The organism is Streptomyces sp. NPDC005374 (genome assembly GCF_042872225.1).
Lineage (GTDB): Bacteria > Actinomycetota > Actinomycetes > Streptomycetales > Streptomycetaceae > Streptomyces.
In genome coordinates, this window is sequence record NZ_JBIAKA010000022.1 from 71,997 (window position 1) to 95,974 (window position 23,978).

At 69.4% G+C, this 23,978-nt stretch carries 22 protein-coding genes and 2 pseudogenes; 8 read left to right on the forward strand and 16 right to left on the reverse strand.

Annotated elements, in window-relative coordinates:
• Positions 1-3 precede the first annotated feature (3 nt).
• Together ACFYRX_RS40405 and ACFYRX_RS40410 are read left to right on the forward strand one after the other, a co-directional pair.
• Positions 4-1,086: an NlpC/P60 family protein gene (locus ACFYRX_RS40405; protein ID WP_389111527.1), complete on the forward strand. Its 1,083-nt coding sequence runs from the start codon at positions 4-6 to the stop codon at positions 1,084-1,086.
• Between the two features lie 301 nt (positions 1,087-1,387).
• Positions 1,388-2,689 carry a PP2C family protein-serine/threonine phosphatase gene (locus ACFYRX_RS40410; protein WP_389111530.1) on the forward strand — a complete coding sequence of 434 codons (1,302 nt, stop codon included), beginning with the start codon at positions 1,388-1,390 and terminating at the stop codon, positions 2,687-2,689.
• A gap of 51 nt (positions 2,690-2,740) precedes the next feature.
• Here the strand turns inward: ACFYRX_RS40410 and ACFYRX_RS40415 are convergent, their stop codons facing one another.
• From ACFYRX_RS40415 to ACFYRX_RS40435, 5 genes are all read right to left on the reverse strand, one after another.
• Positions 2,741-3,091, reverse strand: a complete 351-nt coding sequence (locus ACFYRX_RS40415; RefSeq protein WP_389111742.1) for a DUF2516 family protein — start codon at positions 3,089-3,091, stop codon at positions 2,741-2,743.
• A 170-nt stretch (positions 3,092-3,261) separates the two neighbouring features.
• The gene (locus ACFYRX_RS40420; RefSeq protein ID WP_389111533.1) at positions 3,262-3,933 is read right to left on the reverse strand and encodes a hypothetical protein; all 672 of its coding nucleotides are present in this window, start codon (positions 3,931-3,933) and stop codon (positions 3,262-3,264) included.
• A gap of 92 nt (positions 3,934-4,025) precedes the next feature.
• Positions 4,026-4,571 carry a helix-turn-helix domain-containing protein gene (locus tag ACFYRX_RS40425; protein ID WP_389111535.1) on the reverse strand — a complete coding sequence of 182 codons (546 nt, stop codon included), beginning with the start codon at positions 4,569-4,571 and terminating at the stop codon, positions 4,026-4,028.
• 542 nt (positions 4,572-5,113) lie between these two features.
• A complete protein-coding gene (locus tag ACFYRX_RS40430; RefSeq protein ID WP_389111538.1) occupies positions 5,114-6,097 on the reverse strand; it encodes an NADPH:quinone reductase in 984 nt (327 codons plus the stop codon).
• 20 nt (positions 6,098-6,117) lie between these two features.
• The gene (locus ACFYRX_RS40435; protein ID WP_389111541.1) at positions 6,118-6,696 is read right to left on the reverse strand and encodes a PadR family transcriptional regulator; all 579 of its coding nucleotides are present in this window, start codon (positions 6,694-6,696) and stop codon (positions 6,118-6,120) included.
• A 126-nt stretch (positions 6,697-6,822) separates the two neighbouring features.
• Between ACFYRX_RS40435 and ACFYRX_RS40440 the strand changes: the two genes are divergently transcribed.
• From ACFYRX_RS40440 to ACFYRX_RS40450, 3 genes are all read left to right on the forward strand, one after another.
• On the forward strand, positions 6,823-7,215 hold the full coding sequence (locus ACFYRX_RS40440; RefSeq protein ID WP_389111544.1) for an ester cyclase: 393 nt from the start codon (positions 6,823-6,825) through the stop codon (positions 7,213-7,215).
• Between the two features lie 192 nt (positions 7,216-7,407).
• On the forward strand, positions 7,408-7,917 hold the full coding sequence (locus ACFYRX_RS40445; RefSeq protein ID WP_389111744.1) for an NUDIX hydrolase: 510 nt from the start codon (positions 7,408-7,410) through the stop codon (positions 7,915-7,917).
• A 197-nt stretch (positions 7,918-8,114) separates the two neighbouring features.
• The gene (locus ACFYRX_RS40450; protein WP_389111547.1) at positions 8,115-9,404 is read left to right on the forward strand and encodes an FAD-dependent monooxygenase; all 1,290 of its coding nucleotides are present in this window, start codon (positions 8,115-8,117) and stop codon (positions 9,402-9,404) included.
• Positions 9,405-9,516: 112 nt separating this feature from the next.
• Here ACFYRX_RS40450 and ACFYRX_RS40455 read toward each other — a convergent pair.
• Positions 9,517-9,729 (reverse strand): annotated as a pseudogene (locus ACFYRX_RS40455) (NAD(P)H-binding protein); the annotation flags it as partial.
• 166 nt (positions 9,730-9,895) lie between these two features.
• Between ACFYRX_RS40455 and ACFYRX_RS40460 the strand changes: the two are divergent.
• Positions 9,896-10,357 (forward strand): hypothetical protein, encoded by a 462-nt coding sequence (locus ACFYRX_RS40460; protein ID WP_389111549.1) that lies wholly within the window; start codon positions 9,896-9,898, stop codon positions 10,355-10,357.
• A gap of 367 nt (positions 10,358-10,724) precedes the next feature.
• Complete coding sequence (locus tag ACFYRX_RS40465; protein ID WP_389111552.1) at positions 10,725-11,246, forward strand: lamin tail domain-containing protein; 522 nt, start codon at positions 10,725-10,727, stop codon at positions 11,244-11,246.
• A 129-nt stretch (positions 11,247-11,375) separates the two neighbouring features.
• On the opposite strand, the gene ACFYRX_RS40470 is transcribed toward ACFYRX_RS40465, so the two are convergent.
• The 5 genes and pseudogenes from ACFYRX_RS40470 to ACFYRX_RS40490 all read right to left on the reverse strand — a co-directional run bounded on the left by ACFYRX_RS40470 (position 11,376) and on the right by ACFYRX_RS40490 (position 14,740).
• Positions 11,376-12,239 carry an RNA polymerase sigma-70 factor gene (locus ACFYRX_RS40470; protein WP_389111555.1) on the reverse strand — a complete coding sequence of 288 codons (864 nt, stop codon included), beginning with the start codon at positions 12,237-12,239 and terminating at the stop codon, positions 11,376-11,378.
• Complete coding sequence (locus ACFYRX_RS40475; RefSeq protein ID WP_389111557.1) at positions 12,236-12,811, reverse strand: carboxymuconolactone decarboxylase family protein; 576 nt, start codon at positions 12,809-12,811, stop codon at positions 12,236-12,238. The genes ACFYRX_RS40470 and ACFYRX_RS40475 overlap by 4 nt, the downstream gene beginning before the upstream one ends.
• Positions 12,812-12,890: 79 nt before the next feature.
• A complete protein-coding gene (locus tag ACFYRX_RS40480) occupies positions 12,891-13,616 on the reverse strand; it encodes a class I SAM-dependent methyltransferase (protein ID WP_389111559.1) in 726 nt (241 codons plus the stop codon).
• Positions 13,617-13,693: 77 nt separating this feature from the next.
• Positions 13,694-14,110, reverse strand: a pseudogene (locus ACFYRX_RS40485) (hypothetical protein); the annotation flags it as partial.
• Positions 14,111-14,116: 6 nt separating this feature from the next.
• Complete coding sequence (locus ACFYRX_RS40490; protein ID WP_389111562.1) at positions 14,117-14,740, reverse strand: RraA family protein; 624 nt, start codon at positions 14,738-14,740, stop codon at positions 14,117-14,119.
• A gap of 157 nt (positions 14,741-14,897) precedes the next feature.
• Here ACFYRX_RS40490 and ACFYRX_RS40495 point away from each other — a divergent pair, with 157 nt between their 5' ends.
• Complete coding sequence (locus ACFYRX_RS40495; RefSeq protein WP_389111565.1) at positions 14,898-15,749, forward strand: nitroreductase/quinone reductase family protein; 852 nt, start codon at positions 14,898-14,900, stop codon at positions 15,747-15,749.
• 25 nt (positions 15,750-15,774) lie between these two features.
• On the opposite strand, the gene ACFYRX_RS40500 is transcribed toward ACFYRX_RS40495, so the two are convergent.
• The 5 genes from ACFYRX_RS40500 to ACFYRX_RS40520 form a co-directional block, all read right to left on the reverse strand.
• Entirely contained in the window at positions 15,775-17,805 is a 2,031-nt protein-coding gene (locus ACFYRX_RS40500) for a HelD family protein (protein ID WP_389111568.1), read from the reverse strand.
• 40 nt (positions 17,806-17,845) lie between these two features.
• Positions 17,846-18,460, reverse strand: a complete 615-nt coding sequence (locus ACFYRX_RS40505) for a TetR family transcriptional regulator (protein WP_389111571.1) — start codon at positions 18,458-18,460, stop codon at positions 17,846-17,848.
• A 9-nt stretch (positions 18,461-18,469) separates the two neighbouring features.
• Positions 18,470-20,362 carry a phosphotransferase family protein gene (locus ACFYRX_RS40510; protein ID WP_389111573.1) on the reverse strand — a complete coding sequence of 631 codons (1,893 nt, stop codon included), beginning with the start codon at positions 20,360-20,362 and terminating at the stop codon, positions 18,470-18,472.
• A 267-nt stretch (positions 20,363-20,629) separates the two neighbouring features.
• Entirely contained in the window at positions 20,630-21,499 is an 870-nt protein-coding gene (locus ACFYRX_RS40515) for a GntR family transcriptional regulator (RefSeq protein ID WP_389111575.1), read from the reverse strand.
• 129 nt (positions 21,500-21,628) lie between these two features.
• The gene (locus ACFYRX_RS40520; protein WP_389111578.1) at positions 21,629-23,854 is read right to left on the reverse strand and encodes a phosphotransferase; all 2,226 of its coding nucleotides are present in this window, start codon (positions 23,852-23,854) and stop codon (positions 21,629-21,631) included.
• Positions 23,855-23,978 lie beyond the last annotated feature (124 nt).

Sequence of the window (23,978 nt, forward strand, 5' to 3'; positions counted from 1 at the left end):
CGTATGGGGACGGGCAAGCGCGGTCTGATCGCTACGGCCGTGACCGTGATCGGCGCGGTGGTCGTGCTCTCGGCACCGGGCGCCGCCTTCGCCGCCCCGAGTCCGACGCCCACGCCGTCACCCACGGCTTCGCCGACGACCACCGTGACCAACAAGGACATCGAAGCCGTACGCAAACAGCTCGACGCGCTCTACCACGACGCGGCCGTCGCGACCGACGCCTACAACGCCGCCGAGGAGAAGGCCGAGCAGCAGTCGGCGCAGATCGTCGCGCTGGCCAAGAAGATCGTCAAGGGCCAGGAGAAGCTGAAGCAGCTCAAGGCCCGCGCGGGTGCCGCGGCCGCCGCCCAGTACCGCACCAACGGCCTGCCGGACGAGGCCCAGCTGATGCTGAGCGACGATCCGCAGGAGTTCCTGGACGGCACCGGACGCGTCCTCCAGGGCCAGCGCGCCACGAAGGCGCTGATCGCGGAACTGACCCGGACGCAGCAGGACTTGAAGCAGTACGCCGACGACGCCTCGGCCCAGTGGACGAAACTGGAGGCGGGCCGCAAGGCGAAGGCGGCCGCCAAGAAGCAGGTCGAGCAGCAGATCGCGGCGGCCGAGAAGCTCGAGTCCCAGCTGGAGACGGCGGAGAAGGAGCGTCTCGCCGAGCTGGAGGAACAGGCCGCCCACAAGGCGCAGTCCGCCTGGTTGGACTCCGGCATCCTCGACGAGATCGACGGCAGGGCGAGCCAGGCCGGGAAGACCGCCGTCGCGTACGCGACGACCCAGATCGGCAAACCGTACGAATGGGGCGCCGAGGGCCCGGGCTCGTACGACTGCTCCGGCCTGACCTCACAGGCCTGGGCGAGCGCCGGCAAGCCGATTCCGCGGACCTCGCAGGAGCAGTGGAAGCAGCTCAGGCATGTCGACGTCAAGGACATGCGGCCCGGCGACCTGATCATCTACTTCGACGACGCCAGCCATGTGGCGATGTACCTCGGCGACGGCGCGATCGTGCACGCCCCGCGGCCGGGGCGGACGGTGACGATCGCCGGGGCCGGGTCGATGCCGATACTCGGGGTGGTGCGGCCGGACGCGTGAGCCCGACCGGGGGCCACGTGAGAGCCCCGGCGCGTGACCTGCGACCTGCGACCTGCGTCATGTGACGCGGGGCACGCCCGAGGGCTCCGCAAACATCCCGCGAACGTGACGTTCGTCATCCCCCCGACACCCGTCCCCTGTCCAACTGCGGTACAGAAAGCGGCATATGACAGTGGCCACCGGCCGAACCGTGTGCCGCACGCCATTCCTTTCCCGCCCCGGCACCCGCTATGGTCCCCGTCGGTGGATCGAGACCCCTCGCCCCACCGTGCCCTCGGGGGGAGGGAAGGAATCCGAGACCATGCCCGTACCCATACCGCGGCAGCGAGCGATCCCGGCCGTGGAGAGTGGTCAGGCGCAGGCCGCACCCCAGGGCGGCCCCTCCAAGGAAGCCACCCCGCGCAAGGAAGCCACGGTCGACAACAACACCGCCACCCAACTGACGCTGCTGGTGATCGAGGACGATCCCCGCGGTGCCACGGTCGTCCCCGAACTCCTGGACCCGACCGGCAGGCCGATGCGTGTCCGCACCGCCCGTAACCTCACCGAGGCGGAGCGGCTGCTCACGGACGACGTGCACTGCATCCTGCTCGACCTCGCGCTGCCCGCGCCCGGCCGCACGGCCGACGACGACGAGCTCGCCGTACTCCGCCATGTCCTGGAGCTCGCGCCCCGGCACGCCGTCCTCGCGCTCACCGCGTCCGGCGATTCCGAGCGCGGCGCGGAGGCGGTCCGGGTGGGCGCCCAGGACTATCTCTTCCGGGACGAGCTGGACGGGCGGCTACTGAGCCGGGCGATCCGGTACGCCGTGGAGCGGAAGCGTTCCGACACGGCGGAGCGCAGGCTCGCCGAGGGACGGCTGCGGGCCCAGGAGAACCGGCGCCTGGAGCGCGGGCTGCTGCCCACGCCGCTGCTGGAGGGATCGTCACTGCGGTTCGCCGCGCGGTACCGGCCGGGCCGGTCACGGGCCCTGCTCGGCGGGGACTTCTACGACGTCGTACGGACTCCCGACGGGACGGTCCACGCGATGATCGGTGACGTCTGCGGGCACGGTCCCGACGAGGCGGCGCTCGGTGTGGAGCTGCGGATCGCCTGGCGTGCGCTGACGCTGGCGGGGCTGTGCGGGGACGAGCTGCTCGGCACGCTCCAGGAGGTGCTGGAGCACGAGCGCTCCGACGACGAGATCTTCGCGACCCTGTGCACGGTCGACATAGCGCCGGACGGGCGCCGGGCGGGGCTGTGTCTCGCCGGCCACCCCTCACCGCTGATCGCCCGGCCGGGGCGGCCCGCGCGGCTGCTGCCGTACGACAACAACGGCCCCGCGCTGGGCCTGCTGCCGGGGGCCCGGTGGCCCCGGATGCAGGTTGAACTGGGGGCCGAGTGGAGTCTGATGCTCTACACCGACGGGCTGATCGAGGGGCATGTCGGACAGGGCCGGGAACGGCTCGGGCAGGACGGGATGGTTTCCATGATCCGTCGCCAGCTGTCCGAAGGGCTGCGCGGCGAGGAACTGCTGCGGGCCGCGGTGAACGAGGTGCGGTCGCTCAACGGCGGCGAGTTGGCGGACGACGTGGCGGTGCTGCTGCTCGACCGGGAGGGCTGAGCGGGGCCTCCCCGCCGGGCCACCCAGCTGGATCCAGCTGGGTCGGTGCGGTCAGCGGCCGCCGTTGTAAGGGCCGTACGGGCCGTCGCTGCTGCTTCCGCCGCCACCGCGTCGGCCCCAGCCCTTGCCGCCCCCCGACACCTGCCTGAGGGCCGGACGGACGTCCACGAAGAAGACGATCGTGGCGATGAGGCCCGCGATCTGCAGGAAGAGCACCGGCACGAGGAAGTTCACGACGACCGCGATGCCGAGGATGATCAGCCAGAAACCCTTGTTCTGCTTGTCGGCCGCCCGGTAGGCGTCGCCACGGAACAGGGCGGCCATGACCAGCGCCGCCACGGCGAGAATCAGCATGGCGAGGTAGAGAAGCCCCAGAAACCCTGCGAACCCCTGCATCAGCACAACGTCCACCACCCGACTCGGCTCGTCATCACACGATTACGCGGTCACCGTACCGGTTCCCGTTCCCGCTAGCTCGCTACCCGCAGAACGGGCCGGGCACTCGGTAAGTGCCCGGCCCGTCCAGGTGTCCAGCCGTCCGGTTTGTCCAGCAGTCCAGCTCCCTCGGCGCCTTACTTGGCGGGCGGGGTCGCCTTCTTCGCCGTGGTCTTGCGCGGCGTGGCCTTCTTGGCGGTGGCGGGCTTCTTCACCGCGGCGGGGGCGGCGGCCTCGGTGGGCTGCGCGACCGACGTCGGGGTCGGGGGCGGGGTCGCCACCTTGATCTCGCCCGGCTCGGCCTTCGGCTCGACGGCGATGGCCAGTTCCTCGATCTCCTCGGCGGCCTCGCCACGCCAGGTCTTCACGGTCTGCTCGCCGCGCTCGGCGACCTTCTCGTAGGTCTCGCGGGCCTTGACGGCGTACTCGGCGGCGACACCGACGCTGCGCAGGGCGAGGTCCTGGGCGGACTCACCGAGCTTCTTCAGATCAGCGTCGAGGGTGGTGCCGAGCTTCTTGATGTCCCCGTCCAGGCTGCTGATGAACTCGCCGACCTTGGTCTGGAGGGTCTCCTGCGTCTCCTTGACCCTGGCGCCGGCCTCCTTGGCACGGGCCTGGGCCTTCTCCTGGACCGCCTTCGGGTCGGTGCCGCGCACCGCTTCGATACGGGCCGGAGCCTCGGCGCGCAGCTGCTCCACCAGGCCGGGCACCTTCTTGGCCTCCTGGAAGGCCAGGTCACCGGCGCCGGCGAGGAAGTAGAGCGGGGTCGGGTCGGTGACGGCCTTGCGGATGTCGTCGGTGATGGCCATGGTGATGGTCCTCCCGGGTCGCTTTCTGCTGAGGGTTTCGGTTCCCGCGATGCCTGCCGGCGCACTGTCGGACCACGTCGTGGTGACGTGGCTCAACTGGCCGTCTGCTGCGGGTCGGCGTCGCTGCCGTCGGTCTTGCGGGGCTTACGGGTCCTGCGGGGTCGCACGGTGGTGTCGCCGTCCGGGACGTCACTGTCCTGAAGGTCCTTCTGGGCGCCCGCCGTGCTGCCGTTCTGAGAGTCGTCCTGCGAGTCGTTCTGCGCGGGAGCCGCGCCCGCCGGAGCGATCTCGAAGCCGTTCTCCTTGCGGAAGGACTCGTAGATCTGGAGCAGCACCTGCTTCTGCCGCTCGTTGAGCGTGGGATCGGCGAGGATGACCGCACGTGTCTCCACGTCGTCCCGGTCCCGCTCGGCGTCGAGGATGCCGGCCCGCACATACAGCGTCTCGGCGGAGATCCGCAGGGCCTTCGCGACCTGCTGGAGCACCTCCGCGCTCGGCTTGCGCAGCCCGCGCTCGATCTGACTCAGATACGGATTGGACACCCCGGCGGCATCGGCGAGCTGCCTGAGCGACAGCTGCGCGGTGCGCCGCTGGTCACGCAGATACTCACCGAGATTGCCGACGTTCAGCGATGCCATGCCCCTACCTTGCCCCAACCCCGCTAACTATTGCAAGCACCCGCTTGCAAAAGTGCGCCATGCCACTCTGCATCGCCGGGTGGGGGTGTCTGGTGGAGTCTGAGGACGTCCGGCTGGGGTACGTCGACGCTGGCGGTGAGCTGCATGAGGGGCCGCTTGAGGTGATGTGGCCGACGACGTACCGCGGTCAGCGATGTTTTCCCGGCTGGTACTGGGCTGCCACGTGTGCCGAGTTGGTGGGTTACGAGCCGTGGGTGGAACTCGGTGAGCTGCTGCGGCTGGACTCCGGTCCGAGTGTGGTGACGACGATCTCTCAGCCGTTCCGGCTCTCGTGGCGTCCGGTGACCGGGCCCGGCGGACCAGCCATACGCCGGACTACTTCGTGCGCCGTCGGGACGGCACCGGTGTGGTCCTGGACGTGCGTCCCGATACGGTCCGCCGCCCACAGATCCCACAGTGAACCTGGCCGTGTGAGGTGAGCAATCCAGTAGCCGTCAATGACACGGGGGTTGCTGGTGACGGGCCGGTGTTCCGAGTCTGCGCTATTGAGGCATGGTGAGCAGGATGCGGCCGTGGCCACCGCCGGCGTCGACATGGTCGTGGGCCTTGGCGATGTCGTCCAGCGGGTAGCGGTCGCGGACGTCGACGGTGAGGGCGCCGACGGCGGCGGCGGAGGTGAGGTCGCGGGCGGCCTGGCGCTTGGCCTCGGCGGGGAAGTCGTCGCTGCCGAGCAGCCGCAGGGTGACGTTGTTGAACAGCAGCGGCCAGAAGGGGATCTCGGTGCGGTCCGTGCGGGTGGCATAGGCGGCGATGACGGCATTGTCGGCGGCGACGGCGTTGTCGAGATCGGCGTTGTCCGACAGCGCGACTTCGATGATCCGGTCGACGCCCCGTGGCGCGTACGAGCGGATGGCCGAGGCGGGGTCGCCGGTGTCCAGGGCGACGGCGTGGGAGACGACGGCCGGGTCGACGCGGTCGAGGTCTACGGTGCGGCGGACGGTCGCGATCACGGTCGCGCCGGCCCAGTGGGCAAGCTGGGCGGCCAGGGATCCGACGCCGCCGAGAACTCCGTGGACCAGGACCGGTCGGCCGTCGACCGGGCCGTCGGCGAAGACGGTGCGGTGGGCGGTGATGCCGGGGATGCCGAGGCTCGCGCCCAGCTCGTCACTGAGGTGGTCGGGCAGGGATGGGGCTTGGTGGTCGGGTACGACGGTGTACTGGGCGGCGGTGCCGAAGGGGCGGTAGGACTGGGCGCCGTATACCCAGACCCGCTGTCCGACGCGGCGGGCGTCGACCCCGTCTCCCACGGCGTCGATCACTCCGGCGGCGTCGCTGTGCGGGATCACCCGTGGACAGGGCATGGACGAGCCGAGCCAGCCGCGCCGTTTCTTGGTGTCGCCGGGGTTGACGCCCGAGACGGTGACGCGGACACGGACCTCGCCGGGGCCGGGGACGGGATCAGGGAGTTCACCGACGTGCAGGACATCGGCGGCAGAGCCCTGGGCGTCGTACCAGGAAGCAAGCATCGAGGTTCCTCCGGGGGCGGTCAGTTCGCGGGAGCGGCGGGCGCATGCGGATCGCTGTCGGTGCATCCGGTGTCGAATACGGGCGGTTCCTCCCCGAGGGCCTCGCGCAGCCAGCTCCGTTCGGCGCGGCTGGTGGCGCGGGCGGTGAGCAGCATGCCCCGCCGGTAGGGGTCGGCGATCTCCTCGGCACGCAGGGGCCGCTCGTTGTCGTAGAAGAAGCTCGCCGGTTCTTCCAGGAACTCCAGCCGTCTGCGCAGCACCGCGTGCTGTTCGGCCACTTCGGGCAGGTGGGAGAGGAAGGCCAGTACGACGTAGAACCGGGTGAAGTCGGTGATCTCGTGGTCGGCGGGCTTTCGTAGACGCTGAAGCATGTCGGCCCGTCCGGCCGCGGTCAGGCTGAGCACGTACCGGGCCGCCCCCGCGGCCGGGTCGGCGCGCCGCTCGATCAAGCCCGCCCTGGTCAGACGGTTGATCGCCGGATACAGACTGCCGTCACTGACCGGCCGCGTGTAACCGGTCAGCTGTGAGACGCGGCGGCGCAGCTCGTGTCCGGGCAGGGGTCCCTCGGCGAGGAAGCCGAGTATCGCGAGTTCCAGCATGAGTCCACCTTCGCACGTGAACATCGAATCGATGTGAACATCGATTCGATGTTACGGTCGCCGGTGCCCGCCCAAACGTCTCCGGAGAGGCACAGCAAGATGCCGTCGCAGTCCACCGAGTCAGTCATGAACCGTTTCGTCGAGTTCATCAACACGGGCAACGAGGATCTCGCCCGCGAGGTCATTTCTCCGGACGCGGTGTTCCACGCGCCAAGCCACCCGGAACCACTGCGGGGGCCCGACGGGTACATGGAAGTCATCGGGATGATGCGCGGCGCCTTCCCCGACGTCCAGTGGACGCTGGAGGAGACGGTCGCCGAAGGCGACACCGTGGCCGCGCGGTTCACCATGCGGGGAACCCACGACGGTGAGTTCTTCGGGATCCCGGCGAGCGGCAACAAGATCTCGGTGCAGGCCATGAACTTCTACTACCTGGCCGACGGCCGGATCGTCGGCGAACGCGGTCAGCCCGACCTCCTCGGGGTGATGCAGCAGATCGGTGCCGTACCGGCGCCGTGAACCTCGTAGCGCCGCGTGAGCCCGCTATCGCGCGGAACTACCGCTGCCTGGAGGTACGTCGTTGGTCCGCGCAGGTCAGCGACTTCGGCCCGACTGACTTCGCTGTCAAAGGACACGCCGCTCCTCCGCAGGTGCTCTTGGTCCGGTTCGGCGAGTCGCCGGGAAACGGCGTTGTCAGTGGGCTCTGCCAGGGTGTGCGGCGTGGATGAACTGGTGGAGCGTGTCGACGGTCAAGATCGTGTGCTGGGGGTGGTCAGCCGTCGGGAGGCCATCCGGGAGGGGTGGCTGCATCGGGTCGCCGTGACGGTGTGTCGTGATGATCGTGGCCGGACCCTCGTCCATCGGCGGTCGGAGCAGGTGTCGCGCTTCCCCGGGCTCTATGAGGTCGAGGCCGGTGGCGCCGCACATGTCGGCGAGTCCTACGAACAGGCCGCCGCGCGGGAGTTGGCCGAAGAGCTGGGCATTCGTGCGCTGCCGCGCCTGCTGTTCACGTTCGTCAACCGCAGCGGCTTGAGCCCTCACTGGCTCGGCGTGCACGAAGCCGTGGTGCCGGACGCCGTGGTGCCCGATCCCGATGAGGTCGCCTGGCATGGCTGGCTGACCGAGCCGGAGCTGCGGTCGGCCCTGCTGGAGTGGCGCTTCACCCCCGACAGCCACGAAGCCTTCAGCCGGTACCTCGCCTTCCGGAGCGCGCACTCCTGACCTCCCTCGCCTCGCGGGCCGGGTTGCTCACCCAGCACCATCAACGTGAAGCCCCACATCCGTGGCGTTTCTCATCAATGTCTGCCGTGACCGATGAGTTCTGTGCGGATCCGTGGTCGATACGGCTGGATGCACCGACAGCGGTGGGCCTGCGCCGGGGACGTTCCGGCGCGGGAGGAAGCCAGATGGAGGCTGTGATGAGCGTCGACGACTCCGAGCGGGAGCACACCGTCCGGACCGGCGGGCCGGGGACACGGGGGAACGGTCCCAGGGTGTTGGTGGCGGGAGCGAGTATCGCGGGACCCGCGCTGGCCCACTGGCTGCGCCGGCGGGGAGCCGAGGTGACCGTGGTGGAGCGGGCTCCCGAGCTGCGTCCCGGCGGGCAGGCGGTGGACGCGCGCGGGGTCGCCAAGGAGGTGATCGGGCTCATGGGGCTGGACGCGGAGGTGCGGGCCGCGTGCACCGACACCGCCGGCGCGCACACCGTGGACGCGGACGGGCAGGTGCTGGAGACCTTCCGCGCGGACGACGACGGTGGCGACGGCTTCATCGCGGACATCGAGATCCTGCGCGGGGACCTGTCCCAGGTGCTCTACGACGACACCCGCGACGGCGTCGAGTACATCTTCGGCGACCGAATCGCCGAGCTCGCCCAGGACCCGGACGGGGTCGACGTGGTCTTCGCGGGCGGCGACAGGCGGCGCTTCGACCTGGTGGTCGGGGCCGACGGGCTGCACTCGGAGCTGCGGGCGATGGTCTTCGGGCCGCATGAGCGGTTCCTCCGCCATCTCGGGCACGTGCTGGCCTTCTACAGTGTGCCCAACGAGTTCGGGCTGGACCGCTGGCTTCTCGAGTACCAGGACCAGGAGTCCGGGCGCTCCGCCCTGCTGCGGCCCATCCAGGACGCCACCCGGGCGATGGCCATGTTCTACGTCCCCTCGGCCGACTTCGACGTCGACCACCGTGACGTCGCGGCCCAGAAGCGCCTGCTGCGTGAACGGATGGCGGGCCTGGGCTGGTTGACCCCGGACATCCTCGCGCACCTGGACGACACCCCGGACTTCTACCTCGACCAGGTCGCCCAGGTGGTGTTGGACCGCTGGTCGAGCGGACGGGTGGGGTTGCTCGGGGACGCGGCGTTCAGCTCGTCGCCGATGTCCGGACAGGGCACCGGGCTGGCCCTGGTCGGTGCCTACCTGCTGGCCGGAGAGCTGGCCGCTGCCGGCTGGGACCCCGAGGCCGGGTTCGCCCGCTACGAGGCGCGGATGCGCTCGTTCGTCGAGGCCAACCAGGAGATCGGCCGGTTGAACGCCCGCAGCCGCGAGGTCCCCGGGCCGGACGCCGAGCCGCGCCCTGATTTCGCCGGCGAATGGTTCACCGAGCTGGTCGGGCGCGCGATCAACGGCGTCGAGCTGCCCGACTACGCGGGGGTGCCGGACTCCGCGATCCCAGCCGGATCGCCGGTCACCTCGTCGGCCAAGCCGTAGGTGTCACACGACGTGTCGGTCCGCCGTGCTTGCGCGTGTTGGTGAGCGCCTCCTGGGAGAGGGACCACCCTCCAGGCGCGACCGGACACCCCTGCCGGAGGCAACACGACCAACGGCGTGAGAGGAACAGCGAGCGCACCCCCTCCAACGCGGCCTTCAGGGGACTCCACCTGGGCGAGATCGCCCTCAACGGCTTCCACCCCCTCGGGGAACGAGACCTGTCCCACAGCACGGTGAGACCTCGCACAGGTGCGGCACCGGACAGGGCCGACCCCCTCAGCAAGGCACTCCCGATGTTCCCGGTCGCGCCGGTCACGAGGATCATCGTCATCTCTCCCTGTCGTCAGCCGTTGATCACGTCCACGGCACGCCAAGACCTCGACTTTGCTCGAGGTCAAGGAGCCGGCCCCGCTGCCTCGCGATGGCTCGGGTCGACCGAGACGGGGCAAGGCACGCTCTCGATACCGGCTTGCTCGTCCCATGCCTTTCCCATGCCTTTCCCGGGTCTGGCGGAGGCGACCGGTCCGCCGGACGATGGCTGGATGGGCAAGCGGGAGACGCCGGAGGAAGCGGTCCGCCGGCTCGGGCGGGAGGTCTTCGGGTTCCTGACGGACGCGGGATTTGCCGGGCCCCACGACATCGAGGGCGGTTTCGACTTTGCCGGTCACGGCCTGCGGATCACCGTCTACCACTACTTCTGGAAGAACGAAGCCGAAGTGCTCGCGAGCGTCTACGCCTTGAGGGACTCCGGCCCCAAGGCCCGCGCAGACTTTGCTCAGCTCTACGCCGAGTGCGGCCTCGGAGCCGTCAACCATCTGCCCGGCACCGCAAGCAGCGCCCGGCTGGCCGCACTTCGTGTCCGCGCCTTCGCCACCGCTCTGCGAGCCTTGCTGCCCTTCCTCCTCGCCCCCGATCGCACCGAGCTCCTCCGCCGGGCATCTGCCCGCCCATGACGCTCGCGCGGGCCGAGCAGCGGGACCATCCGCCTCCCTGTTACTCACTTTCGGGTGACGATCCAGCTGGGACCAGGGTGGCGCGGACTGGCGGTCGGAGACTTCGGATCAAGGCCCATAAGGGTTGCCGGAGCGCAGGAGCGTCAACCTGGCGCATTCGCCACATAAATGGACGTTACACACGAGAATTACAACGACATGGGCGAACGGTAACGGAGCGCCCGTATTGCTTTCACAACCTGCACGACGCGGCCATGGTGTGAGGGCGCGGCCGACCGGCCGCCACCCGCACACCGCACCAACCCGTTCCACCCGGTCCGCTGTCAGGGCCCGGGACAGGTGGGTGCTCGTACAGCCAGGGGGCTTTGTGTCTTCTTCCACTGTGACCGCCCGTCGCATCTCCGCCGCGGCTCTCACCGCCGCCGCCATCGTCGGGGCGGTGGCGCTGCCGGCGTCGGCGGCCGACCACGCCCGGCCCGAGCGGGCGAAGGTGGAGATCAGCGCGGTGCAGTACGACTCTCCCGGGCGTGACGACCGCTCGCGGCACTCGCTGAACAAGGAGTGGGTGGAGCTCAAGAACACCACGCGCCGCACGGTCAACCTCGACGGCTGGACCCTGAGGAACAAGGACGGTCAGACCTACACCTTCCACCACTACCGTCTCGACGGCCGCGCCACGGTCCGCATCCACACCGGCCAGGGTCACGACACCGCCACCGACCTGTTCCAGGACCGCCGCGACTACGTGTGGGACGACCGTTCCGACACGGCCACCCTGCGCAACGACCACGGCCGCTTCGTCGACGACGAGTCCTGGGGCCGCCACCACCGTGGCCACGACCGCCACGACGGTCACAACGGCCACGACCGCGACGGCTCCCGCCGCTGACCCACCCGGACATCCACCCGCGCATCCACCCCGCCAGGTGATGCGGGCCGAGTGACCGCGCATGGCCCCGACCGGTTCGCCCGGTCGGGGCCGTGCGCTGTCGTCGGTGCGGGCGGCCGGACACCTCACTCACCTGCTGAGTTCGGCCGGCTCGTCCAGTCGCGACAGCTTCTCGGGGTTTCTCACCACGTAGATCCGGGTGATCCGCCCGTCCTCCACCGCGAGGCTCACCGTGGACGTCTCGCCGTCGAAGTCGAGCCGTACCGCGGGTTCGCCGTTCAGCCACACGCTCGTCGCCTCGAACGTGACCACCAACTGGTTGGCGCGCGCGAGCAGTTTCGCCACCGTTTCGACCCCGTGGACCGGCACCAGCACCGCGTTCACCAGCCCGCCGCCGTCGGCGATCATGACCACATCCGGTGCGAGGACCTCCATCAACTCCTGCAACTGTCCGGTGCGCAGTGCGAGAAGGAATCGCTCCACCACGGCCCGCTGCTCCGACCGGCTCACCCGCACCCGGGGCCGTCGGGCCGCCACATGATCACGGGCCCGCCGAGCGATCTGCCGTACCGCGGCCACCGACTTCCCCGTGGCCTCGGCGATCTCGCCGTACGGCAGGTCGAAGACCTCGCGGAGGACGAACACCGCGCGTTCGGTGGGCCCGAGCGTCTCCAGGACCGTCAGCACGGCGATGGAGACGCTCTCCGCAAGCTCGACGTCCTCGGCGACGTCGGGGCTGGTCAGCAGCGGTTCCGGCAGCCACTCACCGACATAGTCCTCGCGGCTGCGGGACACGGTCCGCAGCCGGTTGAGCGACTGCCGGGTGACGATCCGGACGAGGTACGCCCGTGGCTCCCGCACCTGCGAGCGGTCGACGTCCGCCCACCGCAGCCAGGACTCCTGGAGCACGTCCTCCGCGTCGGACGCCGAGCCGAGCATCTCGTAGGCGACGGTGAACAGCAGGCTGCGGTGGGTGACGAAGGGGTCGGTCATGCCGACGGTGCCGCACCGGAGCCGGGGCCCATGACCAACGGGATCTCGCAGGCGTCGGAGAAGCCCTGCGAGGTGATACCGAGGGCCGTGTTGTTCCTGGTCGACAGGTTGGCGAAGGCGATGGCCGCCGTGAGCTCGACCAGTGCCGCCGGGCCGAGCCGGTCGAGCAGCCTCTCCGACAACTCGTCGGTGACGGTCGGCGGCGTGTCCGTCATGGCCTCGGCGTACTCCAGCACGTCCCGCTCCAGCGGCGTGAACACCTCCGACTCACGCCACCGCGGCACCTGGCTGGCCTTGGTCAGGTCCAGTTTCTGGTTCTGCGCCTGGAAGTAGTTGATGTCGAGGCACCAGCTGCATCCGACCTGTGCCGCGACGGCCATGTGCGCGAAGGTCTTGAGGCTCTCGTCGGCCGTGTCCCAGGCACGCACCTTCTCCCCGAACTCGCCCGCAGCCTCGACGACTTGGGGGTTGTGCCAGCTCACCTCGGCGGGCTCGAACACGGCACCGAACTGCTGAATCATGCTTTCCCTGAGCTCGGGGGCGAGCTCGGCCTTCGGAACGCGAAGCGCCATGGTGTCCTCCTTGGATGATGACCGGTTCGGCATGAAGACACCGGCGGCCGCGCGAATGTGACATCCCCCGCCACCACCGCTACGGGCGCCGCGCCACGAACACGAACTCCCTGCCCGGCCGGTCCGGCGCATCGCATACGTCCTCCACGACGAACCCCTGCGCGAGCAGTTCCGCCGCGATCTCCTCCCGCTCCCGGAAGCGCAACGTCGAGTCCGAGGTCAGCACCTGTCCGTCCGCGGCGAACACATAGGTCCACCGGAACGACACCAATTGCCCCTCCACCGCGGTGACTTCGACCCAGCTCTCCACCACCCCGGCACCGGGCACGTCCGTCACGGCGTACGTCAGCTCCCGGTTCCACTCCTCCCAGGCCCGCCGGGCCGGGTCCCGCGTCTCGAACACCAGCCGCCCGCCGGGCCGTAGTGCCGCGTGAGCGCCCCGCAGTGTCTTCCGCCAGGCATCCGATGCGGCGATCTGCTGCGCGACGTTGTCCGTCATGGTCGCCAAGTCGACGCTCAGCGGGGGGAGTCGGGTCGCGTCACCGTGGATCCAGTGCACCCGCTCGGCGCCCGGCTTCCTCCGGGCCACGTCGAGCGAGGCCAGTGCGGGGTCGACACCCACGACCCCGATCCCCCGTGCGGCCAGCAGCAACGCCAACACCCCTGTCCCACAGCCGATGTCCAGCACCTGCCTGGCCCCGAACTCCTCCGCCATCCGGAGATAGGCGTCGAGGTCGCCGCGACCGGGATCGAGCGGATCGTAGATCGCGGCGAGCCGCGGGTGAGTGAAGCCCTCGTCAGCCATGCGAGCGACCGTAGGGGGAACGGGCCCGGGCCGACCACCCGATATCGCCCTACCGTGCGCCGAGCCACTCCTCGATCAGCCTCAGCGGGATGGTGGGCCGCCACCCAGTTCCGGTCGGCTCTGGTGATCTCGTCGTCGAGCCGGACGAAGGGGCGGCTGGACGCCCAGGAGACGAGGGAACGGGTCTTCCAGTGCAGACCGGCAGGCTCTTCCTCGTCCGATCCGGGCCAGTCCACCAGCGGGAGCCGGGGCAGTCCGAGCCAGGGCGCCAGACAGGTGACGGCATCGTCCATCCAGGTCGTGGCCCACACCACCTCGCAGCCCAGCGACGTGAGGCGGGCGCCGAGTGCGGGGTCGACGCGGTTCAGCAGCGGATGACCGGTGCCGGTCCCGGACAGCGGGAACACCGGCCCGGGCACTGGTTCGTACACCGGATACGGTCCCGCCCCGAACGGCAGCAGCGTCCCGTCGACGTCGAGGAAGAGCAGTGTCAAGGCCGGTCAGCCCTCGAATCCGCCCGCCGCGAGAAGCTCGTCGACGCGGGCCCGGTGCGCGGCCTCCCACTCGTCGAGCGTCTCGGCGGCCTCCTCGGCCAGCCTGGCGCGGGCGGCGGTCAGGATGTCGGCCCGACGCGCCGCGGGGACGGCGACGACCCCCTCCTCGTCGGCGACCACCACGTCACCGGCCTCGACCCGCACCCCACCGCACCGCACCGGCTCACCCAGCGGCGCTACGGCCTTCTTGGCGGCTGGGATCGGGATGACGCCCCGGGCGAACACGGGGAAGCCGGCCTCCCGCACCTCGGCGAGGTCGCGGATCAGCCCGTCGGCGACGAACGCGACGATCCCCCGGCGCTGGGCCACCGCGCAGACGTTTCCGCCCGCCAGCGCGTAGTCGAGGTCCCCCGACTCGACCACGATCAGCGAGCCGGGCTCCGCCCGGTGGATCGCCGCGTGCAGCATCAGGTTGTCGCCGGGAGGGCACCGTACGGTGAACGCCGGCCCCGCGACTCTCGGCACCGGCCCCCACAGCGGCCGGATCTCGATGTCCATGACGCGCTCGCGGCCCAGCAGATCGGCCAGAGTGGTCGTGGGGATGTCCGCAAACTCGGTGGTCTCGATCACGCCCCGGACGTTACCGTGCCCACATGACTGCCGGGTCGGCCTTGTGCCGTGAGCGAGTTGGGTTCCCGGCCTCTGAATGAGGCCAGGGCGGGCCAGGAGCCCGCCCCTTTCTCTCCGCCTTCGCCTCCATGAAGACCAGCGAGAGAAAGAAGTGAGAGTGCCCCACCCCATCCACGACTTCAACCGGCAGATCATCGAGGAGTTCCGCGCGAACCACGGCCGGGTCGGCGGCCCCTTCGAAGGCGGACGCCTGATCCTGCTCACCACCACCGGCGCCCGCACCGGCACCCCGCACACCACCCCCGTCGGCTACCTTCCCGACGGCGGCGACCGCATCCTCGTGATCGCCTCTGCGGGCGGCTCCCCTCGCCATCCCGACTGGTACCGCAACCTCGTCGCACACCCTCAAGTCACCGTCGAGAGCGGTGTGTTCACCTACGAGGCGAACGCCGTCGCACTGGCCGGCGAGGAGCGGGACCAGGCGTTCGCACGGGCCGTGGAGGCGGACCGCGGCTGGGCCGCGTACCAGGAGAAGACCGACCGGGCCATCCCCGTGGTCGCCCTGCACGAGATCTCCCGCCCCGGCCCACCGAACATCAACGCCTCCTCTCCGGGCGAGGCCATCAAGCTCGTCCACGACGCCTTCCGCCGCGAACTCACCCTGATCCGCCAGGAGATGGCGGCGTACGAGAAGGGCGGATCGACCCTGGGCGCCCAACTCCGGGTGAACTGCCTGACGTTCTGCCAGGGACTGCACAACCATCACACCGGTGAGGACCTGGCCATGTTCCCGTTCCTGGCCGACCGCCACCCCGGAACGCTCCCGGTCCTCGACCGCCTGCGCGCCGAACACGAGCGGATCGCGGCCCTGGTGGAGAAGCTGCGCGCCGCGCTCACCGACCCGGACCCCGCCTCCGTACGCACGGAGGTCGACCGCCTGACGACCGAGCTTGAAGCCCATCTGTCGTACGAGGAAGAGCAGTTGATCCCGCTCCTCACCGGCGCCTGACACGCGGCCGCGGGCGGCCGTCGCGCTAGAACGGCAACGGCCGCCCGTGCACCACCTCCAGCCGCGACACCGCCCGGGTCAGCACGACGTACAGCCGGTGCAGTCCGCGTTCCTCCGCCTCCGCGATCGCGGCGGGCTCGACGGCCACGACATGGTCGTACTCAAGTCCCTTGACGTCACCGGCCGGTACGACACTCACCCGCGCCCCGAGCTCGTCGGGCCCGGCGAAGGCGATCCCGGCCGCGTCGAGGGCCTGGCGCACCCCCTCCACGTCGGCGTCGGCCGCGACGACCCCGACGGACCCCTCGTACGCGAGGGAGTCCCGTACGGCGGCCACGACCGCGTCCGCCAGCTCACCCGGGCCCGTCTCCCGCACCCTCAACTCCCCGTCCCCGCGCAGGGACCGCCCCGCCGGCACCTCCACGTCCAGCCTCTCCAGGAGTCGGTTGGCGAGCCCTACGACCGCCTGCGGCACCCGGAACCCGATGGTCAGCGGCACGACGGCCGCGTCCGGCTTGCCGAGATGACGCAGGACGGTGTCCCAGGAGCGGGCCGCCCAGGGCGTGGTCCCCTGCGCCAGGTCGCCGAGCACGGTCAGCGACCCGAAACGGGCCCGGCGGGCGATCACCCGGCACTCCATCGGCGACAGGTCCTGGGCCTCGTCGACGACGAGATGGCCGTATCCCTCGGGATGCTCGATCAGCCCGGCGATCTCGTCGAGCAGCACGAGATCCGCGGCCGACCAGCGCGCCGACCTCCACGACCGAGGCGGCTTGGCCCACAGCAGGGTCCGTTGCTCGTCGCGGTCGAGGATCCCGTCGGCGGAGCCGGCCAACGCGGCCTGGTCGGTGAGGAGTTCGGCCAGAAGCTCCTCGGGTCGCACCTTCGGCCACACGACGTCGAGGAAGGCCCCGACCGCCCGGGACCGCGAGACCCGCTGCACCCACGCCCCGCTCTGCGGCCCGGCCCGTCGCTCGGCCTGCAACTGCACACCGCGTACCACACGACCGCGCACACGCTCCCGCCCGGTCCCGTACGGCGGTTCCTCCTCCCGTACGTCCGCCACGATCCGCGCCAGTTCACCGGCGCCGACCCGCCATCGGTATGAATCGTCCTTGATCTCCAGGGAGTTGACCTGTTCGGTCGACACGCGCGCGTAGAGCGCCCGGCGCAGCACCTGGGCCATCCGGGGATCGTGCTTGAGGACGGCGGTGGCACGGCTGTCGGTCCCCTTGACCGGATGGCGGGCGATCTCGTCGTGGAGCGTGGACTGCCGTACGCCGGTCTCGCCGAGCGCGGGAAGGACCTGGGAGATGTAGGAGAGGAAGGTCCGGTTGGGCCCGAGGACGAGGAGGCCGCCACGCCGGATGCGCTGCGGGTGGGTGTACAGCAGATAGGCGGCCCGGTGCAGCCCGACGGCGGTCTTGCCGGTCCCCGGAGCACCCTGGACGCACACGGAAACGGCGAGGTCCCCTCGTACGAGCGTGTCCTGCTCGGGCTGGATGGTCGCGGCGATGTCCCGCATGGGTCCGACGCGGGGCCGCTCGATCTCACGGCTGACGATGGCGCTCGGCCCCGACTCCCCCCTGCTCAGGTGCTCGTCCTCCAGCCCGGTGAGGTCGGCGGACTCCCCCTTGCTGCCCGGCGCCCACCCGAACCGCCGCCGCACGGCGACGCCCTGCGGGTCCTGCGGGCTCGCCTGGTAGAAGGCGCGGGAGACGGGGGCCCGCCAGTCGACGACTAGGGGTGGGGCGGCGGGATGCTCGCTGATCCGCAGCCGCCCGAGGTGGTAACCCTGCCCGCCGTGCTCCCCGCGGTCGAAGTCCAACTTCCCGAAGAACAAAGGCCCTTCGGGCAGCTCCCGCATCTCCTTGGCCTGACTGCGCAACTGGTACCCGAGCACTTCGGCGTCGGCCCCGGAGGCGGATACGTCCTCGCCGACGACGACCCGCTCCTGCGCGCCGTCGACCATGGCGGCGAGGGCGGCGCGGCAGAGGTCGTGGTGCGCGCGTTCCTGGTGGAGTTCCTGGCGGAGACCGGGCTCGGTGGAGGTCATTCCACCAAGCGTACCGAATAACGTAACCGAGTTAAATTTATTACCGGGCCCCATAAGCGGTGAGCGCGCGTTCCAGCGAACCGAACGCCCTCTCCGCCGCCGCCACCGCGTCCCCCCGCACGTCCTCCACCGACTCCCCCGCCGCGATCCGCCGCCAGTTCTCCATGGCGAGCACCCGCCGCACGGCGATGATCTGCCCGGCCGCCAGCCGAGCGTCCAGGTCCCCGCCGAGAGCCTCGGCGAGCGCGGCCTCCTGCCGCTCGAGGTGGCCGTGGGCACGGGCGACGAGGGCGGGGGTGCCGTAGAGCAGCGAGTGGAAGGCGAGGACGTTCGGGTGGTCGTTGAGCCCCGTGACGGGATCCTCCCGCTCGAGCCCGTCGAGGAAATGCCGCCGCAGGGCGACGAGGGGCGCCTCCTGCGACTGGGCCACCACCCGCGCCGCCTCGTCCTCGTGATCGGCGATCCGATGAAGGACGAGGTCCTCCTTGGCCGGGAAGTACCGGAACAGGGTCGGCTTGGAGATCTCCGCGGCGGCGGCCACCTCGGCAACGGAGACGGCGTCGAACCCCTTCTCCAGGAACAGCCCGACGGCGATCCCCGACACCGACTCGTACATCTGCTGCTTCTTGCGCTCACGCAGGCTGGGCTCGGTCATGGGGCGAGCCTACGCACCGGTGCGGGGACCGGGGTCAGGGCTCCCTGAGCGGGGCGGGACTCGCGACGCGACCCGTCTGCGCAGTCCCAGCGAGCCCGTGGCTGCCGAGAGGGTCATCTCGTACGCGTCGAAGGCCCGCCGTACGTTCGGGACACCGAGTGCGGCCCCTGTGGTCATCCGGTCCAGGTCGACGTAGGCCGACCGTGTCTGCTCGATCCAGCGGTAGACGCGCCAGTCCCGCTCCCAGCCCTCGACACACTCGGAAGGAAGCTTCCTGCTCCAGCGTTCGAACATCCGCGTTCGCATCTCGGTGGTCGTCGGCGTCAGATGCAGATGGCGGACCAGGTCGTAGAGGGGGTCACCGATCATCCCCATCTCCCAGTCGATGATGGTCAGTCCTCCTTGGCGCCCTGCACGCACCAGATTCCAGGGATTGAGGTCGCCGTGCAGCAGGACGGGGGCACGCTCCATCACCTTGTAGCGGCCGAGGATCTGCCGGAGCACGTCACCGTTCGGCAGGCCCCCTTCTCTGGCTGCCGCCAGGGTCTCGGCGGGGAGTTCGTCGACGAAATCGGCGAGACGCGCGGTCAGCCAGCCGTAGAAGTCGGCCGTTGGCCCGCCGCCCGGCAGGGACGAGTGGTCCACCTTTGCGAGCGCGGCGAGTCCATCGACGAGTTCGTCCGCCTCGGCGGGCAACAACCCGTCCACGGGGTGCTGAGGAGCCCCGTCCCCGGGTCCTTCGTACGTGTGGATCGCGACGTGTCGCCCACGATCGTCGTACCCCAGAGCCAGGATGCGCGGCGCCCGGACCTGCGCGCCGGACCGCTCGATGACCTGGAGGACGGCATGCTCCGTGAGCAACGCCTTCTCACGTCGAGGCGCGGCCGAGGTCTCCCGACGGACCACCACGGGGTCCGCACAGCCCTCCAGATGGACGACGGCGTTGAGATGCGCCGTCCCGCGGAAGACCCGGTCGGCCGGGGCGCGGCCCTCCATCGCCAGCGCACGACGTACCAGCTCGGGCGGGAAGTCGTCCCGCTCCGGTACCCGTTTGTCGCGCCGCCACTGGAACCGCACAGCCGGCAACTCTCCGGACTCCCACGCGATACGTGCCGTCTGCCATCGGTACAGGGCATCCGCGATCTCCTTCTCGGACGGCACCTCGGACATCCCGAACAGGCTGGCCGTGCGCTCCAGAGCCGTACCGATGTCGTCGGCCGCTGCTGTCAGCAGGGAGTCCTCGACCGAGTCGCCAAGCGACTTCGCCGCCCGGATCACATCTTCGTAACCGGCGTGGATGCGCTCGAAGTCGAGGTAGTACCCAAGGTCCCGGCCGAGACCTCTGACGGCCGACGGCTTCGTGCGCTGCATCTCGCGAGCCCACTCCTGGAGGACCTCGTCCACCTGGTCCTCGGGATAACGCATCCGCACCACATGGCCGGCCAGTCCGGACAACGGGTCACCATACGACGCGGAGGTCCAGTCGAGACGAGCCACCGAGAGCCTGGGACCCTCCAGGACGACGGTGTTGTCCCGACCGAGGTTCGTCAGCAGGAGCCCGTAAGGACGGCGGGCCATCGCGGGAACCCGCTCGGCGAATCGCTCCAAGGCGTCACCGGGCACGCCCAGCACCGCGAACAGCCCGCCAAGAGCAGTCCAGTTGGGTTCGAGCATCCGCTGCCTGGTACACCGAACAAGCGTGTCCAGATACTCCCTGCTGCCCCTCTCGTTACGCGGCCACTCGGTCGGTAGCGCGGGCAGCACCTCCTTGCGCACGAGGGGCAACTGGGCCAGGAACCGGGTCAGTACGGCGATGACCAGGGAATCGACCGGCTTGTCGTTCGGACAGGTTTTGGCCAGGACGTCGGCCGCGACCCCGGGGGAGGCGACCAGGGCTCCCACGGAGATCTCAGAGAGATATCCGTTCCGGCGAAACGCCGAGAGAACGGCACTCCGGACTTCGCCCCCGCGGTCAGGCCAGGCTCCGATCGCCACTGATGCTCCTGAAATGCTAGTTCTAAGCATCGAAAACGATGCCTATCCAGGCAAATGGATGCACACGATAGCGGGACGCGTCCCTTCGCATGGCCATGGTGCGTCCTTTGGGACGAGACCTGCCCAACATGTCCGGGACGTGCCGCAGCTCTTGACAACCCCGTGCCCACTTCGTTACGTCGCCAGAAGCCGCCACGTCGAGTCGAACCAACTCTGCCAACTGCTCACGATCAGCGAGTCCTGGGAGTCCGGGTCGGCGTCCTTGGCGCAATGGGTCAACGTGGAGTCGAAGCCCATGACATCGACGACGTCCAGGCAGGTTCCGTCATCGAGAGTGATAGGCCGCTCGGAGGGCACATACGGCCCCGTCACCACCTCAGCCCCGTTGAAGAGGTAGAGCTTCGAGTAGGGCACGAGAGGGACCCGGCGGATCTCCACCGTGGCACGCAGCCCGTCGATGTCCCTGTCCAGCTCCTGGAGGCGACGGACGAGATTGTCCGTGTGGTACTTCCTGATGCCCTGAAGGCGCTCCTGCGGCCTGTCGTCAGCCCGGTCGTCCGGCGCGTACGGAAAGGGCAGTGGTAGGTCGTCAGACGGCACCAGCATGCGGATGGTGATCGTGGTGGGCTGGATCTCCCGGGCCCGGATGAGTTCCTCCTGTGCCCGCACGTGGGTGTAGAGGACCTCCGACGTGAGGGTGAAGACGTCCAGTACGACATCGCGCGCGGTGAATGCCGAAGCGATGAGCGGTCCGAGGGTCACGCGTCGCGCGACAGGGTACCTGCGAGCACTCGACCTCATCGTCTGTGTGCGCAGCACCACCGCGCCCCTGCCCTGACGCGCCTCGATCCAGCCTTCGCGAACCAGGACCAGAAGCACCCGCTGGACGGTGTCGCGTGACACCTGATACCTCGCGGCGAGATCGCGCTGCGACGGCATAAGGGCTCCTTCGTCGTACTCGCCCTCTGTGATGTCCGCGAGCAAGGCGCTCTTCAGTTCCTGGAACTTCCGGCCGCCTTCGTCAGCCACACTCCCGGTACTCACACGCCGCCCCTACCGCTACCCGTCACATACCAAACCGGTTTCAGGCAACTCGGCCTGGCGCAGAAGCCAGGGCACCCAGTTTGCGGCGGTAGCCAGTCCACTGGACCGAATTGCCTGCCGACTTCTTCGTCACGCCTCGGCGTAGATCTCGGCCGTCACGTTCCCCTGCTCCGCATGCGGTAGCGCGAGCGTGAGGAAGGGGTTGACCGTCGACTTGGCCTCGAGTCCCAGCGTCGCGGTCGCCGCGGTCAAGGTCATGGCGTAGGTGTCCACCGCACGAGCGACGTTGGGAGCTTCGAGGCTGTCCCTGGTCACCAGCCGGTCCAGGTCCACGTAGGCCGAACGAACGGTCTCGATCCAGCGGTACACGCGCCAGTCGAGATCCCAACCCCTGGTGCAATCCTCCGGCAGTAGCTGCGACCACCGGTCGAACAGGCGCGTTCGGATCTCAGGGAGAGTAGGGGTGAGGTGCATGTGGCGGACGAGGTCGTAAAGAGGATCGCCGACCATGGCCATCTCCCAGTCGATCAGGGTCAGTCCCGTGCCGTCCTCGCGGCGGATCATGTTCCACGGATTGAGGTCTCCGTGAAGGAGTACGGCACGTCGAGGAGTCACCTTGTGCCGGCCGAGGATCTGTTCGAGGCGGAAGCTGCTTTTCGGAAGCCCGAGTTGCCCCGCCAACTGAAGGGTCTCCTTCGGTAGATCCGACACCATGCGGATCAGCTCGTCGCACAGTTGCTCGTGGAACCCCGAGTCCGGTGTGTACGAGTCCTCCGTCAACTTCGCGCAATCGACCTGCGTGAGGGCGTGAAGCTGCTGCACGAGGTCGTCCGCCTCATGCGGCAGAAGACCACCAGCAGGGTGCTCGGGTGACCGGATCGCCCCCTTCGCCCCCTCGAAGGAATGGATGGTGAACTCGTCTCCGAGTTCGCTGGTCCCCAACGCCAGCACGCGTGGCGCGCGCACCGCCACACCCGAATCCTCGATCGCCCGGAGCACGGCGTGCTCCCTCAGGAACCGACGCTCCCGGGGGCTGCCGGCACCCACTTTGCGCCGCACCATCACCGGGTAAGACACCCCTTCTACCCGCACCGCGGTACTGAGGTGTGCCGTTCCCTTGAACACCCGGTCGGCCGAGGCGGCGCCCTCCTCGAAGAGGGCCTCCTGCACTGCGGACTCAGGGAACTTCGGATGTTCGGGGACCCGATCATCACGGATCCATGAGATCGATGACACCGCGCGGTCACGGCTGTGGCGCTTGCCGTGCGACACGTTCCAGCGGAAGAGAATGCGCTCAATGGCCTTCTCGTCCGGAACGTTCTTCAGTCGCAGCGGCTCCTCGGCCGCTTGCAGCGCCCAGAACACCGCTTCGGTCGCGGCGTCCAGGTCCCTCTGATCGAACGATTCACCAAGGGAGGTCGCCGCGCGCATCACGTCCGGATAGACCGACTGGGCACGCTCGAAGGCGACATAGTGCCGCAGGTCGCGCTCCAGACCGTTGACGGCCTTGGCACGACGTTCCATCATCGCCGACCGCCACGCGTCGACTGCCTCGTCCCACTGGTCATCTGGATAGCGCATGCGCACAAGATGGGTGGCGAGGTCGTGCAACGGATCGCCGTAGGTGGCCAGTTCCCAGTCCACGCAGATCAACGGGGGCCCTGCCTCGTAGGACACGATGACGTTGTCGCGGTGCAGGTCTGTATGCAGGAGGCTGAACGGGCGACTGATCATCGCGGGCACACGTTCCGCGAAGCGCACCATGGCGTCCTCGGGGATGCCGAGCATCGCGAACAGGCCACCGAACCTGTCCCAGTTGCGCTGGCGGACCTGTGTTTCCGTGGACAGGGCCAGCGTACGCAGAAAGGCCCGGCTGTCACGGCTGGAGCGGGGCCAGGACTGCGGCAGGGGCGGCAGTTCTTTTCGGCCGACCTGTGTCATGTCCGCCAGCAGTTCGGCCAGAGCCCGGACCAGATGCTGGTCCACCGGCTTGCCGTTCGGGCAGACGCTCGACAGGGGGACGCCGTCCACGTAACTCATGAGCGCGACGTCGCCGTACTTCAGTAGGCATCGCGGTACATGCGGAAGGGCACCACTGATCGCCTTGAGGATCTCCGCTTCGTCCTGCCATGTGCGGATCACCACGGGCAACGCAGATCGCTGACGCTGACGCACCATGACGAATTCATGGTCCACCAGCGCTTCGAGCCAGGGTGGGGCCGGAACAACGTAGTTCAGGTTGTGATGCCCACGAGTACGCCTTCCGGCGGCCTTGGCACGAGACACGAGCTCACCGAGCGCCTCACGGGCCGCCCGCCCCGCGAACGCGGTAGCGGGACCGGACGGACTACCCACGGGCACTCCTGAGCAACTATGCGGCGCCTCCGATTTTTATGCGCAGCAACAGAGGGACCACACTGTAGTGCTCAAGTGTCCCGAGTCGGGCGGTTATTCAGAACTGGCTACCCAGTTGAAACAG

Coding starts and splice junctions, on each gene's coding strand:
- ACFYRX_RS40405 (WP_389111527.1), top strand. CDS start 4: ATGGGGACGGGCAAGCGCGGTCTGATCGCTACGGCCGTGACCGTGATC.
- ACFYRX_RS40410 (WP_389111530.1), top strand. CDS start 1,388: ATGCCCGTACCCATACCGCGGCAGCGAGCGATCCCGGCCGTGGAGAGT.
- ACFYRX_RS40420 (WP_389111533.1), bottom strand. CDS start 3,933: ATGGCCATCACCGACGACATCCGCAAGGCCGTCACCGACCCGACCCCG.
- ACFYRX_RS40425 (WP_389111535.1), bottom strand. CDS start 4,571: ATGGCATCGCTGAACGTCGGCAATCTCGGTGAGTATCTGCGTGACCAG.
- ACFYRX_RS40430 (WP_389111538.1), bottom strand. CDS start 6,097: ATGCTTGCTTCCTGGTACGACGCCCAGGGCTCTGCCGCCGATGTCCTG.
- ACFYRX_RS40435 (WP_389111541.1), bottom strand. CDS start 6,696: ATGCTGGAACTCGCGATACTCGGCTTCCTCGCCGAGGGACCCCTGCCC.
- ACFYRX_RS40440 (WP_389111544.1), top strand. CDS start 6,823: ATGAACCGTTTCGTCGAGTTCATCAACACGGGCAACGAGGATCTCGCC.
- ACFYRX_RS40450 (WP_389111547.1), top strand. CDS start 8,115: ATGAGCGTCGACGACTCCGAGCGGGAGCACACCGTCCGGACCGGCGGG.
- ACFYRX_RS40460 (WP_389111549.1), top strand. CDS start 9,896: ATGCCTTTCCCGGGTCTGGCGGAGGCGACCGGTCCGCCGGACGATGGC.
- ACFYRX_RS40470 (WP_389111555.1), bottom strand. CDS start 12,239: ATGACCGACCCCTTCGTCACCCACCGCAGCCTGCTGTTCACCGTCGCC.
- ACFYRX_RS40475 (WP_389111557.1), bottom strand. CDS start 12,811: ATGGCGCTTCGCGTTCCGAAGGCCGAGCTCGCCCCCGAGCTCAGGGAA.
- ACFYRX_RS40480 (WP_389111559.1), bottom strand. CDS start 13,616: ATGGCTGACGAGGGCTTCACTCACCCGCGGCTCGCCGCGATCTACGAT.
- ACFYRX_RS40500 (WP_389111568.1), bottom strand. CDS start 17,805: ATGACCTCCACCGAGCCCGGTCTCCGCCAGGAACTCCACCAGGAACGC.
- ACFYRX_RS40505 (WP_389111571.1), bottom strand. CDS start 18,460: ATGACCGAGCCCAGCCTGCGTGAGCGCAAGAAGCAGCAGATGTACGAG.